This window comes from Paenibacillus sp. BAC0078, from assembly GCF_054483875.1.
Map to the genome: position 1 here is coordinate 90,703 of NZ_JBTLRW010000001.1, position 14,803 is coordinate 105,505.

The following is a 14,803-nucleotide window of genomic DNA, read 5'->3' on the forward strand; positions in this document are numbered from 1 at the left end:
AGTTGAAAGGGTCTTTTCTTGTGATTACAGCAATTCCATATGCAGAATCGGGAATGAATTACCCTGGTCATCCTGCTCAGACCGCCCATATACGCGGAATCCCATATGCTCATAGAAGCCTTTAGCCTGTGGGTTCTGTTCATTTACATCTACGCTTTGTACATCCAGCGCCTGTATGGCATGGGCAACCAGCTTCTTTCCAATGCCCTTTCCCATGGCGTCAGGGCTTACAAACAACATTTCAATCTTATACTCCTGAACGCCTATGAAGCCAAGCGGCTGCTTATCTTCACCGGTATAGGTAATGAGCTGGCTAATCTCCTTGAGACCTTGCAGGACAAGGGGGCGCAGCGCTGCAATGTCCTGTTCGGACAAGAACAGATGTGTATGTCTCACGGATGCTTCCCAGATGCCCAGCAGACAATGGAGCAAGCTTTCATCGCGGGATGGAATGGACTGATTGTTAATCATGGGTAGGCTCCTCGTTTTTGAGTTCATTTTACAGTAATACTTGAACTCTTAGTAGGTTTAATTCTTTTCTATAAAAAATTTTCTATTGCTTTGTTAACCTCATTGTCATGCCCATTAATCAGCTGTCCACACGTATCAAAAATAGCAATGAGCGTTTCCCGAATGAAGGCAGCTACTATAAGCTTCTCTCCAACAATGCTCCAACTTGCTTAGCCATAGTTTGCGGCGGATACGGCATTCCACTTCTAATCCACCATTCAATCACCCCTACATAAGCGGTACCAGCATATTGCAGCATAACATCTTCAGTTAAATCCACATTTCTTCCGCTTTCTCTATCAATCTCACCTTTGAATCCTTCCATAACATAATTAAGAAGCCGGGTTCTAAAAGAGGGAGTTCCTTTACTGGCTAGCATATTTGAAAAAAATAAATAGTTTTTCTCAAAGTACTCAAAAAAAGGTACAAGCCCATTGCTCCAATCCAGCTTACATGCCCATTCATCCATCTCGCCCAATTCGTTCATGTGTGATTCGATCAGTTTATCGAGCAGATCATATTTGTCCTGATAATGAAGATAAATGGTTCCGCGGTTTAGGTTGGCCTGGTCTGCAATATCCTGAATGGTAATCTCATCGAAATTTTTTCTCTCATCAATTCAACTACTGATTCCGATTCGGAATGGGTGCAAATTCCACAGAGCCGTGAGCTTGCCTTGGGCAAAAAAGCTTCAAGTGATAGCGTGAAAGATAACCATCATAAAGCAAGCAACGGGAATGATGGCATCGGCGGGATAGAATGGAATGTAGCCTCGAACCAGACTGGTCAAACATCAACCGAACAGACGCGAGTTGACCGATTTACCGCGACCGGAAGGTATGTAAGAATTGTCTACAACGGATTGCCAAAAGGCTTGAGTGCGGGACATTATTCATTTGAGGTTTATGGAGGTTAATTGGCTAAAATTCAGGGAATTCTTCTGGGTTCACGACCTTATAGCTAAATGAGTCTGGGTGCCGTGCGTGCTGGCGGAGTGATTAGCTGCGTAGGCGTTCCACAGTATGAAGAAGCTCCTGTTGGCTTTGCAAGTCTGTTTGGGCGTAACATCAAGCTTGCGGGAGGGCCGGCACCAACACGTGCGTATATGGAAGAACGATTACCGGATATTCTCGATGGAACACTGGAACCTGGCCGTGTATTCGATGTAACGGTAGATCTTGAGGGTGCGAACAATTGATCGCTGGCTAGATAGACTAAAATATTGTAACCATTAAAGCGTGAAACTTTTAGCTAGGTCGGAGCGTCAAAAGGTTAGGAAAAGAATGTAATCGTCATTCCAGGAGGGTGAATCTGTGAAGAAGTTATGGATTTCTATTTTAGTGGGCTTATTAGCTTTGCCGATGATGCTTCAATCTTCAGTGAACGCTGCTAATTCGCCCATCAGCATTATTATTGACGGAGTTAAATTGTCCACAGATCGGGCACCGGTGATGGTGAACGGACGGACGATGGTACCGTTACGGGCAATTTTCGAAGCCTTTAATGCTACCATCAAGTGGAATCAGAAATCCCAGACGGTAACTGCCACTAAAGATGATACAACGATTATGTTAAAGATTGGCTCAAAGATAGCCACGATTAACAATACAACCGTAACTCTAGATGTGCCTGGTCAAAATTTGAAGGGGAGAACGATGGTTCCTACACGATTCATCAGTGAGGCACTGGGGCATAAGGTGGGGTGGAACCCGGTTGCAAAAGTGGTGACTATAACAACTTCAGGCGGCGCAAGTGGGATTGTAAATCCGGCATCGAATGTGCAGGTAAAGGATGTTAGTGATAATGGTGACGGCCGGGATCTTCAGATCACCTTCATCCAATCCTCCAATGAATCACTGGTGGATCATTACCGGGTAATGATTGTAAAGGCTTGGAGCTCCTTTGGCCTATCGTCTGCAGAAAAGGTAACGTCCTCCAATTACTCCACGGTATTTGTTACAGGCACTAACCCTACGATTAGACTGACAGCTAATTCAAGGGATGTGGATGGTGAACTCATTAGAAGCAATCAAACCTATGCAGCTTATGTACTGGCAGTGGGTAAAGGCAACAACACCAGTGCTCTTTCGATTAGTTCGGCGGCGATAACCCTGAACAATAATACTGTAATAGTTGCGCCAAGCAACGTACAAGTAAATGATGTGAGTGATTATAGTGATGGCCGGGATTTATTTGTAAGTTTCAATAAAGTATCGGATGAGTCCAGGATAAGCTCTTACCGGATTTTTGTGGTCAAAGCTTCTAATTATTCCTCATTCAGTCTAGGGGCAGCCAATGCTGTTATCAGTTCAAATTATACGCAGGTCAACAAAACGGGATCCAAGATCGCCCAAATATTGTCATCCGGAGCCAGGGACGTGGATGGGGCTCTGATTAAGACTGGAGTTAGTTACCGTGTGTTTGTTATGGGGGTAGATAGTGCAAGCAATGCAGCCAATAATTTGTTGTCTGCTGCTTCATCTGCGATTACGCTGTCCTCGGTAAATATCTCTAATTTAAGTGTAAGCGACGTTAGTGACTTTGGAGATGGCCGGGATATAAAAGTATCCTTTAACCACGCTACAGATGAAACGTATATTAGCCAGTACCGAATTCTAATTGTGCCTACAGTTTATTACAACAACTTTAGTCTATCTGAGGCGAATAATGTCTACAGCTCTTATTACACAACAGTGAGCACAACAGGATCTAGCACCAGTCAAGTGTTAGCCTCGTCAGCAAGAGACGTGCGTGGTGATTTGATTAAGAATGGAACACCTTACAGAGTGTACGTGTTAGCGGTTGGAAGCGGGAAAAATTTGGGCACCAATATTCTTTCGACTGACGCACCATTAATTACGTTAACTCTAGACTACAGATTGTCACCTATTTCGAACCTGGAGGTAAGTGATGTGAATGATTACGAAGATGGGCGTGATTTAAAAGTATCCTTTAACCATGCTACAGATGAGACATACATTAACCAGTATCGTATCATGGTGGTCCCTACTTCCAGTTACAGCAGTTTCAGCTTATCCCAGGCGAATAATGTCTCCAGCTCCAATTATACAACAGTGGGCACTTCAGGAAGCAGCACCAGTCAAGTCTTGAAATCGTCCGCGCGGGACGTAAACGGCACAATGATTAAGAGTGGCATCAGCTACAAAATATATGTCTTAACCGTTGGAAGCGGGAAGTATTCCGGCACCAATGTGTTGTCTTCAGAGTCGAATGTAATTACTTTATCTACTAAGCTTCCGGTGAGATCGGTCACCAATGTAACATATAGTGTTGTGGATGATGGAAAAATACTAGTCAGATTCAACCAATCCGCTAACGAGTCCAATATTTCGGAATACAGGATCCTGGTAGTTCCATCCAAGCAAGGTTTTGGTTCAGCGGAAGCAATTGCGGTTAAATCCTCGTATTTTACGTCGATAACTCCTAATGGAACGAATCCTGCAATTGTAGCCTCAAGAAGGGATGTTAACGGTGAATTAATTGTTAAAGGGGTTAAATATAGAGTGTACGTTCTTGCTGTAGCCAATAATAATGGTTTGCAGAATGGTGGTCTTTCAGCTTCAACGGAAGAGTTTGAAATATAACTATAATTAATTAAGACGTAATTATATAAGGAAAAAAAACTTCATTGAGCATAAAAGCTTGATGAAGTTTTTTTTCCTTGTTTTGTATATTCTCTTTACGAAACAATGCTGACCTGGAAATATACTTCCTACCCGTTTCGGATTTTTGAGATGACTAAATTCATTGGTTAGAAGTGTATAGTGGCAACGTCATTTGAAACGAAAAAACGTCACCGGTATGATGAAGCGTCAGGCTGCCTTGATGCAGCTCCGCGATATTCCTCGCAATAGAAAGACCGAGACCGGATCCGACCTGAATGCCTTCGCTGCTCCTTGAAAAATCGACCTTATAAAACCGGTCAAACAGCTTATTTACCTGGTCTTCCGTAAGTGGTGTGCCTTTATTTTGAACCTCAATAGTGATATGTGTACTATGCTGTATCATTCGAACGTGAATCACTCCGGGCTTGAAGGAATATTTTAAGGCGTTCATCAAAAGGTTGTCGATCGCTCTGGCAATTTTTTCGCTGTCCACAAAAGCGCTTATTGGAGAGGCTCCAATCTCTTTCGCAATTTGAATGCCGTTTTCTTGAGCAAGCGGTTCAAATTCAAACAACAATTGCTCTAAAAGCTGGAATAAATCAATTTTCTTTCGATTCAATTGGGTATCGTCGACAGAGGTTAGCCGGGTGTATTCAAACAAATCGTCAAGCAGCTTTCTCAAATGTACAGCCTTGTTGTACGTGTTCTGAACAAAACGTGAATATTCGTCTTTATCTTGGAAAGATTCAGTTTTGAGAAGCTGGATATAGCCGATGATACTTGTAAGAGGGGTGCGAAGGTCATGTGAGAGGCCTGTAATCATTTCCATCCTAGATTGTTCGATTTTGCGTTCCTTCGCGATTTGTTCTTCTAAACGCTCCGCCATTCTGTTGATGTTCATGGCAACATTTCCAAGTTCATCTTGACGATTGACAGTTACGCGATAACCCAAATTTCCTTCAGCGATAATTTCTAGCCCCTGCTCAAGTTTGATCAGGTCCTGTACAATTTTGCGGGTCAAGAATAAAAAAATACTGATGAAACTAACGATAAACAAAGGTGTATTCAGATAAGGGAACAAACGAAGATACCAATCAGATTCCATAGCATTACCAAGTTTAAGTGAAGTCAAAATGAAAACATTGTTTATGTTAATTGAAATTACCAGGCTGATGATCATCCGAATTAGAATATTGAATTGAATCCGCTTTTTATGTTTTGGCTTTTGAGCGCGCTTAGTCAATTTTATAGCCAACTCCCCATACTGTTTTAATGTATTGAGGTTCCCTTGGAGTTTCCTCTAATTTCTCCCGAAGATTGCGAATATGAACCATAACGGTATTGTCAGAATACCCGTAAGGCTCTTTCCACACACTTTCGTAGATTTGCTCCGAGCTAAAAACTTGACCAGGCCGGCTCGCTAACAGCAACAGAATCGCGAACTCCAAAGGGGTTAACGAAATCTCATTTCCTTTCAGTTTTACGGAATGTTTATTTTTATCGATCACCAGGTCTTTGATCAGGATCAGCGATTTGAATTCTTCTTTTCCAATTAATGATTGCCGGCGGAATTGAGCTTTTACACGAGCGATCAATTCCAAAGGGTTAAACGGCTTGACCATGTAATCATCCGCTCCAGTAGTCAAACCGATAATTTTATCAATATCCTCTTCTTTGGCCGAAAGCATGATGATTGGAGTATTTGAAATTTCTCTTATTTTCATGCAGGCAGTGATCCCATCCATGCGTTGCATCATGACATCCAAAATAACGAGATGGACGGGATTTGATTGGATGATGTTCAGCGCTTCCTCGCCATCGGCTGCCTCAATTACATGGTATCCTTCATTACGCAAATATACATGGATCACATCTCGAATATCCGGATCGTCGTCTACAACTAAGATTGTATTCATTTTCTGTCGTATCCTTTCTATTCTTTTTTACGACAAACATAAACGAAAGCGGAAGGAATATTGAGCGGTACAAATTCAATTTTCTCAATAATAAACTTCTCGGAAAGCTGCTTCTTCATTTGTAGCGAATATTGAAAAGCAATAAACAGTCCTCCGGGTTTCAAAGCTTGGTGGATTTGTTCAATCAAAGTATCCCTTAATGAACGCTCAAAATTAAAAAAAGGCAAACCGCTAAAAATATAGTCCAATTGATTTAAGCCTTCCTTCTTCATTGCATCCACTAAAGCAGCAGCGTTCGGGTGGCAAGTGAAGTTCGGATATTCATTTTGTAAATTGCTTCTCATGGTCTGATCCATTTCAAATAACAGCACTTTTGTGTTTTCATTTGCATTTGTTTGAATGTACCGGGTAATCGCACCAGTCCCTGCCCCAAGCTCTGCAACTGCAGTACTTTCTTGCCAAATTGCTTGCTTAACCATCGCGTTGGCTAAAAAACGAGAGCTCGGGATAATACTCCCAACATTTTTAGGGTTTTTTACAAAACTTCTCAAAAACAACAGATTATCATTTGATTTCATTTTATACTCCTCCAGCACTGTTTATTATGATCTGATCCGTTTATTTCAAAACGCTTTCTATTGCCGACCTCAAAATCTCAAGCATGCAGCAATGACAAAATAGGATTTCCAAAAAAAGTTCCTAAACCAAAAAAAATTATCGTCCAGAGCAAGGCGCTCGAGTACGTAATAAGAGCAAATTTTTTATAATGAATACCGCTCAGCCCAATCAGCAAAGGCATAAAATAACGTACAACCGGGATGAACATCCCGATACACATCGCTACATCGCCTCTTTTTCTTAAGATGGATTCGGCTTTTAGATAGTGATTATTGTTCAACAACTTTTTCTTAAATCCGTGACCAAATAACTTTCCTGCACAATAAGCAATCGTGATCGCCGTTAGCAAACCTGCCAGAATACAGATATAAGTAGTCCAGTGATTAATAACGCCTGAGCGACTTAGAATGGCACCAGTAAGGATGGTTATTTCATTGGGGATCGGGACTCCAAATGGCCCCAAGGAAAAGGCGAGAAAAAAGAATAGATAACCATATTGATGGATAAGATCTATCACTGTATTACCGAACATTATTATCAGCTCCTCGTGTCGATAGAGGTATCATAACGAGAAAAACTAAGGAATTGATGAGAGTATTTCTAAAGAAAATCTTAAGAAAACCTGAAGAGTGTGCAGAGGGGAGAGGATGGGGAAGAACATTACAAACATCATAAAGTGATAAAAAAATAAACCTTACGATCATTGTTGAGTATCTTCAACATTGATCGTAAGGTTCATAATAGATTTTCTCTGACAAGACGCACAGAGTGTAATAATTCATTGATTACTTTTTTTAAATAAATTGCTTTCGTATTTGCATCATGTATAAGGTTTGCGTATTCTTCCTGACTATTGTAAGCCCCTGATTTCAAGAGGGTTACATCATTAATGAGACTATTCAATGGTCCGTGCAATCCCGATACAATATCCTCGATCAACTCTTTCTTGGGATGCTCCATTTTACGTTCTTTTCTAATTTCTTGTTGTAAGTGATCCACCAATAAATTGATATTTGCTGCGACTTTATCCAGCTCATGAAAGCTCAAACTGGGGACTCTATAACTTAAATCCCCTTCATTAATCACTTGCAATGCTTGTTTCATTAAAATCATTTTTTTCACGATATGTCGAGTCAACAGACTAAATGAAAGCACAAAGATTATTGTGAAAATAAATGGAATGAGGTAGGCTGCGAAAAATCTGGTAGTAGAATCATCAACAAACTGTGATAAACCAGCAAGAAAATAAGCCAAACAATAAGAGAGAATTAATGTCAAGAAGAATGCAATTAATAAACTGCTGCCGAGATAGATTAAAATTTTCACATAGATATTCATTTATTATAGATGACCCCTCCAATCCACTGAAATTCATCATAAAAACAAATCCTGAAGAACATCGTAGGATATTTCTAAAGAAATTCTTAAGGTGAATTCGACAAAAACACTCCCCTCCAAGTAGCTGGTTTATTTTTAACCTGTCTACATGGAGGGGAGTATATCGCATCTACTTTACCAGTTATTACCTGATACCCGGATGACGTTGAACCCGGGGTTTTTGGTTTCGCCGTAGATCGCGGTTACACCCGGATTATTCACTTTCACGTTAGTGAAGCTTGCTGCGCCGACGGCAGGACCTTGCCCGTCCTCCGCTTTAGCTACCAGCTTGATGCCGTAGCGGGTCGGGTTATTGATCGTAATGTTCTCCAATCGAACGTTCTGCATCGGCAGATTTTCCGGAGATTTCGATTGAATCATCAGTCCGAAGTAGACCGGGTTATTGATATCGACGTTTTTGACAAGGATATTTTTGAAATCGCGGTCTCCGCCGAAGAACCAGATAGCTCCAAAGTTTTGATAATCGTTGATCTTATCATCCGCTCCCACACTGGTCCAGAAATCACCACCTGTACGGTCCAGGGTCACCCCGTCGATGATCGTATCCTGGTTACCGAAGCCTAATGTGTTATATCCAAAGCTTAAGCTGCTAATGGTTAAGCCCGGATAAGTTAGCGTATCAGCGCCGTACAGATTCTGGAATAGATTATTCTCACCTCCATAGATGGCAAAAGCCGCTGCGCGTCTGACATTGGTGGCGGTGAGGTTGGTGTATTTATTGCCTAGATTGTAGGAGCCGCCGGAATCAATCGCGCTGAACAGGGCAAACGAATCGTCGCCAGTACCGCGGGCATAGTTGTTATTGATGATATTATAGGAAGAACCATTGGTCATGTTGATACCGTCGGCAAAAACGTTCTTAATCCGGTTGTTTGTGAACGTATTGTAGGAGGAGTTCACCCCCCAATACAGGCAGATGAAGTGTTCAGCCCAAATATTGTCGATGGTGACGTTTTGCATCCCGTTGCCATCAATGAACTTGCCAGGACCGTCCTGACGGTAGACATAGTTGCCCCAAGCGGATAAATTCTTGATGGTAGAACCGTTTGCGGCCGAACTGATGTTGAATCCGACATCTGTATTCGTCTGATCTTTTGGAGCCACCAGCTTGGTGTGCCATGGACCAGCACCGATGATCTCTGTCGCCCGGCCGTACAAGTAGATTTTGGATGAAATCGTCCACTCCCCAGCCGAAATGAAGATCCCTTTCTTGGACGGGTCCTGCCGGAATTCGCTTAAGGCTTGCTCGATGGACTTGGTGCCGGACACCTGCACATATTTGCCCGGATCCGGATTCGAGGCGGGCGGAGCCACATTCTCAGTCTCGATCATGTCTACGTAGATCCAAGGAATATCTCCGTCGTCTTTCTGAATCTTGATTTTGGTCCCTGCCGGATAAACTTTGTCCAACATGAGCTGGGCATCTTCATAGAGCCAGTAAGCCTTGGACCCTGAATTATCGTATCCAAGCCGTCCGAGCGTTGAAGGTGTTGCGTACACATAAGAGAACTTGGAAGTCACGGTAAAATTGCCTTTATCCGCACCATCCGCATAAATACTAACTGTTCCCGTGCTATTCTCGGCAACAGCATTGCGCAGAACGAAAGCGTTCGCTGGTGAGGGTAGCGTGAATTCTACATATTCACCCGTCTTATCCAGGTAGACCGCCGAACGGCCTGAGGCTTCTCCGGCAAAATCACCCGGTGTAAAGTTCGGGGTGAGCTTTGACCCATTGGTGCTGTTTGCTGAGGATTCTGCCTCCAGGATCGTAAACGGCATGTTGGCGCCGCGGCCGGAATACAGGCTGGACACGCTTTCGTTGTTGGACTGCTTGATAGCTGCTTCATTAGCATCAGCTTCAACTGTGGTCGTTACGGTGTAACTTCCGTTGACGGCTGTCCATGTCCCAACGGTGATGTTTGCCGAAGCTCCTGCGGGTAGGGAACCGTTGTAGGATCCGGTGAGGGTCTTGACAATATCACCTGCAGTGTTCTTCAGTACCACCTTGATTCCATGAGATCCACTCGCGGAAGCGATCGTTCCTTGATTTTTGAGATTGACGGTAAAGGCGACTGTGTTGCCGGTGCTCGGATTGCCCGGTGTCCAGGACGTGGTGGCGATGAGATCGGAGCTTTGCACCTGATCTATGACTAAATGTGAAGTTGAAGTAAGGCTGTTATTCGCGTTGTTTGTTTCAATGACCTTATCATCCTCGTCCACTTTAGCGATGACGGTGTAAGAGCCGGCATCCTTTGCACCAATGTCCGCGGAGACATTCGCCGAAGCGTTTGGCGCAAGTGCAGCGACATGAGCCGTACCAGCCAGCGCAGTACCAAGATAGAAGTTTACACTTGTAGCGGGTGAAGCTACAGCACCAATATTCTGAACGGTTGCCTTTAGAGTTATGACTTGGCTCTCATCTGGAGAAGCAGGCAGCCAGGAGATATCCGTGACCGTCAAATCCGGGTTAGGTGCAGGCGTACCGAAAATTTGGAGTTCGGCGACTTGCCCTCCCGGCGCTCCTGAGTTCGCTGTAATCCGAAGCTGAAGTTTACTCAAGCTTGCGCTGACAGGAATGGTCACGGTATTGTGAGAAGCTGGATCAAATGTATACGAGGCTGCCGGGACCAGGCTTGTGAAGGTCGTGGAATCCTGATTGTGGCCCAGCACCTGGATCGTCTGAGTGCGCGTTGCCCATGCGCTGTCAGGATTTAGCTTGAGTACTGCCGAAGTGACGTTGGCATTGGCACCAAGGTCTAAGGTGAGTGTGCTTGGATGTCCGTTGCCTTCCCAATAGGTGTTTACGTTGTTGTCGTTTGCATTTGAGGCTACAAAAGCAGATGTAGAAGATGAGGCAGTTATTTGCTTGCCGATTGCGAGGTTTGACTCAGTTGTGCCTGAACCGCTACGTGTTACGGAATTGCTTGGTGCGGAACCATTTCCGGCACTGTCCTTGGCAACCACGTAATAGGTCACCGCTATATTCACGGGCTGTGTGTCCTTATAAGTGAGGGTGGAGCCGTTAACGCTGCCTCGAAGCTGGTTGTTGGCGTAAATGTCATATCTGCTAACGCCCACATTGTCGGTCGAGGCGTTCCAGGCGAGGAGAATCGTACCTGAATCCGGCTGCGTAAAAGCTAAGCCTGAGGGCGGCGTAGGAGCCTCATTATCCGAAGTGGAACTTGGGATAAATTGGAGCCAGTTCAGATTGAAACCCGCTCCGCTCGCCAAGACGCGGATGGTTTGCGGCCCGGCCTTAAGCGTAACAATGGCTGAGACGGTCTGCCAATTTTGCCATCCTCCGGTATCCGGTACCTCTGTAACAGCCAGCGTTGCTCCGCCTGATTGAAGCTGAATCCCGCCTGTGGCGGTATTTCCAGCTACCCGGTATTCTACATTATAAGTTCCGGCGCTCTGTACATTTACACTATAGTCCAGCCAGTCGCCGGCATCTATCCAACCTACATTAAGACCGCCACCGGTATCTGCAGCCGGTTCGGTCTGGATGCCGCTCATTGTGGTATAGCTTTCAGCTTCAATTTTCCCGGGGATCGGCGAGGGCTCAACCTGAGGAACCGTACCGTAGACCTCAATCTCGGATAATTGCGCTGCCTGCCAGCCCGTATTCGCAGTTACATGGATACGTACATAACGGACAATGCCTGCAGTGAAGTCAATCGTTACCGTATTTCCGGTATTCGGATCAAACGTGTATCCGGTTGAAGCTTTAAGATTCGAGAAGCTGCTTCCGTCCGTGCTTCCCTGCACGGAAAGGGTTTGCGTACGGCTCTCCCATTGGGCCGGCAGCTTCAGGACAACCTGATCAACGGAGGCCGTGCTGCCGAGATCAACCTGTACCCATTGAGGGAAGGCATGGTTGACACTTTCCCAATACGTACCGGAATTCCCGTCCGTGACATTGGAGGCAACATAAACATCGGCATGTCCGGACGCGGATACGGATGCCCCTGCCGCCAGATTAGGCCGTCCTGCTGCATGAGAGGAGGCAGGAAAGCCAACAGATGCCAGAAGCGTTCCTGCGATTAAAGTTACAATGCACACCCAAGCGATAAATCTTTTTTGGTTATTCACGAATTCAACTCTCCCTTCAGATTAAAGTCCCTTCGATAAATCGCATCTTATGCTCATAACGGAAATGTAAACGGTATCAAGTTAAGACATGTGCCTCCCTTCATCATCAGATCAAGCAAAGAAGTTGCCTATTAATTGTAAAATAGGATGAGATTACATAAATAGGTTTGTTTCTATCGAAGTCATGTGTAGAACTAAGATTTCGCCGATGACCAACCACGAACCGAAACTCCGTAAGATAACACACAAGCTCATGAGAGTTGGACATTTGGCTGCCTTTCGCTTTTGGCTATTCTGTAATTGTACAGAGCAAAAGCGTAAAGGAGAGGAACATTAGCATGCCGAAAATCGCGGACAAATACTTGACGGTAGACCCCTGGAGAGTCGTAGAGGAAGGGTTTGACCCGGACCGCAACCGGGTTTCCGAGTCGATTTTTTCGCTGGGAAACGAATATATGGGGGTCAGGGGCTATCCGGAAGAAGGTTACGGCGGGGACAGCCTGCTGGGGAGCTACTTCAACGGGTTATTTGAAGAGAGCAAAGTTGACGCCCACTATAAAGGAATCATCAGATCGCTACGTTTCATGGTCAACGCGGTGGATTGGCTGTATACACGGATTACGATTGACGGAGAAACCCTGGATTTGGCGGAAAGCCGGTTCAGTGACTACCGCCGGGAGCTGGACTTCAAAAGCGGAGTATATGCGCGGGAACTTGTATGGCACTTGAATAACGGAAAAAGCGTGAAGATCCGGTTCGAGCGTTTTGTGAGTATGACTGTCTCCCATCTGGGCTGCCAACGGATTACGTTCGAGCCGCTGACTTTCTCAGGTATGGTCCAGGTTCGCTCCGGGCTGGACTTCTCCATTGTTCATGAGGATCAGGGGCGCTGTTACTGGGAGACGCTGAATCGGCAAGAAATCGGCGGCATGGCCGCAATCATGGCGCAAACCGTTAATACGAAGAATCGTTTGTTCTCCGCCTTCCGGTTGAGTACAGACGCATTGCTCGACAGTTCGTCCGTGGAAAGCGATCGTTTTATCGGCACCGACGTCTTACTCAAGCTGGAGCAAGGGAAACGCACGACGCTGGACAAGATGGTCATGAATTACGCCGAAAAGGACCACACCCTTAGTCACCAGGACGTTTGGGGGAAGGGGGCTCAGCAGGCGGAGCAGTGTGTCATACTCGATTACGATGAAGCGGCTGCGCGACAGCTGGAATATTGGAACAATGTGTGGAAGGCTTCTGACATTGAGATTGAAGGAGACTTGGAGAATCAGCAGGGAATCCGCTTCTGTATTTTTCAGTTGTACCAGACATACCACGGAGATAACTCCGGCTTCAATATAGGGGCGAAAGGGCTGACCGGCGAAGCCTACCGGGGCCTGGCGTTTTGGGACACGGAGTCGTATTGTCTGCCGTTTTACATTTTCAACAATCCGAAGGCGGCGAAAAGCCTTCTGGAGTTCCGCTATAAATCGCTTCCCTACGCTTTGCAGCGGGCGAAGGAGCTGGACTGCGAAGGCGCGTTCTATCCGATCGCCACGATTGACGGAACGGAAAGCTGCGACTTGTGGCAGCACTCGAACCTTCAGCTTCATGTGGGAACTGCTGTCGCATACGGGATACGTCACTATGTGAATATCACCGGGGACAGAGCGTTTTTATTTGAAAAAGGTCTGGAAATGCTGATTCAAATCAGCCGTTTCTATGCAACGCGAGGGCAGTTTGGCCAGAAGACCGGCGAATTCGGCTATTTCGGAGTCATGGGGCCGGACGAATTCCAACTGATGGTCAACAACAACTGCTACATCAATCTGATGGCAAAAAAACTGTTTGAATACACGCTCGAAATAATCAGCCAGATGCGCATCGCGGAAGAAGCCGCTTTCGAAGCGCTCGCGGAGCGACTCGGATTGATTGCGGAAGAGCAGGCTGATTGGGCGAACAAGGCGGAACGGATGAAGATTCCGCAGGATAAGAAGAGCGGCATATACGAGGAGCATGACGGTTTTTTCGATATGCCGCATCTAGATATCCATGCTATTCCGGTAGAGGATTTCCCTCTGTATTCACATTGGTCCTACGACCGGTTGTACCGGTACGATATGATCAAGCAGCCGGATGTGCTGATGTTCCTGTTCCTGTACAGCGGGCAATTCCCGCTGGAGGTGAAGCGCACAAATTATGACTATTACGAGCCGAGATGTATTCACGAATCCTCTCTATCGCCGTCGATCCATTCGATCATTGCTTCCGAGATCAGCCGGCCGGAGGAAGCGTTCAAGTTCTTCGAGTTTGCTACACGTCTCGATTTGGACAATTATAACCGCAATACCCGGGAGGGACTGCATACGACTTCGATCGCCGCTGCCTGGATGAATATCGTCTATGGCTTCGGCGGCATGCGCTCGGATGGTGAGAAACTCACGTTTAATCCTGATATCCCGGACCGCTGGGAACGATACAGCTTCCCGATTACTTTCCGCGGAACGAAGCTATTCGTGGAAGTCTGCAAGGAATATGTATTGTTCCGTGCTGAATCGGGCGAGCCCGTCGATATTACTGTGTATGGGCAGAACTGCCATGTCGGCTCAGAAGCCGTTAATATCACTATTCCCCGAGTAAAGGTCGGGTGAA

The 14,803-nt window shown here is 45.5% G+C and carries 10 protein-coding genes and 1 pseudogene; 3 read left to right on the top strand and 8 right to left on the bottom strand.

Annotation, left to right across the window (positions count from 1 at the left end; genetic code table 11):
- Nucleotides 1-24: 24 nt before the first annotated feature.
- A complete protein-coding gene (locus ACX1DY_RS00430; RefSeq protein ID WP_458962236.1) occupies nucleotides 25-471 on the bottom strand; it encodes a GNAT family N-acetyltransferase in 447 nt (148 codons plus the stop codon).
- A 175-nt stretch (nucleotides 472-646) separates the two neighbouring features.
- Nucleotides 647-1,164 (bottom strand): annotated as a pseudogene (locus ACX1DY_RS00435) (TetR/AcrR family transcriptional regulator).
- A 325-nt stretch (nucleotides 1,165-1,489) separates the two neighbouring features.
- Here ACX1DY_RS00435 and ACX1DY_RS00440 point away from each other — a divergent pair.
- Nucleotides 1,490-1,708 (top strand): hypothetical protein, encoded by a 219-nt coding sequence (locus tag ACX1DY_RS00440; protein WP_458962237.1) that lies wholly within the window; start codon nucleotides 1,490-1,492, stop codon nucleotides 1,706-1,708.
- Nucleotides 1,709-1,823: 115 nt separating this feature from the next.
- A complete protein-coding gene (locus ACX1DY_RS00445; protein WP_458962238.1) occupies nucleotides 1,824-4,115 on the top strand; it encodes a copper amine oxidase N-terminal domain-containing protein in 2,292 nt (763 codons plus the stop codon).
- 160 nt (nucleotides 4,116-4,275) lie between these two features.
- Here ACX1DY_RS00445 and ACX1DY_RS00450 read toward each other — a convergent pair whose 3' ends face one another.
- The 6 genes from ACX1DY_RS00450 to ACX1DY_RS00475 all read right to left on the bottom strand — a co-directional run bounded on the left by ACX1DY_RS00450 (nucleotide 4,276) and on the right by ACX1DY_RS00475 (nucleotide 12,160).
- Nucleotides 4,276-5,379: a sensor histidine kinase gene (locus ACX1DY_RS00450; RefSeq protein WP_458962239.1), complete on the bottom strand. Its 1,104-nt coding sequence runs from the start codon at nucleotides 5,377-5,379 to the stop codon at nucleotides 4,276-4,278.
- Nucleotides 5,372-6,052, bottom strand: a complete 681-nt coding sequence (locus ACX1DY_RS00455; protein ID WP_458962240.1) for a response regulator transcription factor — start codon at nucleotides 6,050-6,052, stop codon at nucleotides 5,372-5,374. Before ACX1DY_RS00455 ends, ACX1DY_RS00450 begins: the two co-directional genes overlap by 8 nt.
- Nucleotides 6,053-6,069: 17 nt before the next feature.
- Nucleotides 6,070-6,630 (bottom strand): class I SAM-dependent methyltransferase, encoded by a 561-nt coding sequence (locus ACX1DY_RS00460; protein ID WP_458962241.1) that lies wholly within the window; start codon nucleotides 6,628-6,630, stop codon nucleotides 6,070-6,072.
- A 77-nt stretch (nucleotides 6,631-6,707) separates the two neighbouring features.
- Nucleotides 6,708-7,202 carry a DedA family protein gene (locus ACX1DY_RS00465; RefSeq protein ID WP_458962242.1) on the bottom strand — a complete coding sequence of 165 codons (495 nt, stop codon included), beginning with the start codon at nucleotides 7,200-7,202 and terminating at the stop codon, nucleotides 6,708-6,710.
- Between the two features lie 203 nt (nucleotides 7,203-7,405).
- Entirely contained in the window at nucleotides 7,406-8,008 is a 603-nt protein-coding gene (locus tag ACX1DY_RS00470; RefSeq protein WP_458962243.1) for a hypothetical protein, read from the bottom strand.
- A 174-nt stretch (nucleotides 8,009-8,182) separates the two neighbouring features.
- Nucleotides 8,183-12,160: a carbohydrate-binding protein gene (locus tag ACX1DY_RS00475; protein ID WP_458962244.1), complete on the bottom strand. Its 3,978-nt coding sequence runs from the start codon at nucleotides 12,158-12,160 to the stop codon at nucleotides 8,183-8,185.
- A 338-nt stretch (nucleotides 12,161-12,498) separates the two neighbouring features.
- Here ACX1DY_RS00475 and ACX1DY_RS00480 point away from each other — a divergent pair, with 338 nt between their 5' ends.
- The gene (locus ACX1DY_RS00480) at nucleotides 12,499-14,802 is read left to right on the top strand and encodes a glycoside hydrolase family 65 protein (protein ID WP_458962245.1); all 2,304 of its coding nucleotides are present in this window, start codon (nucleotides 12,499-12,501) and stop codon (nucleotides 14,800-14,802) included.
- Nucleotide 14,803: the final 1 nt, after the last annotated feature.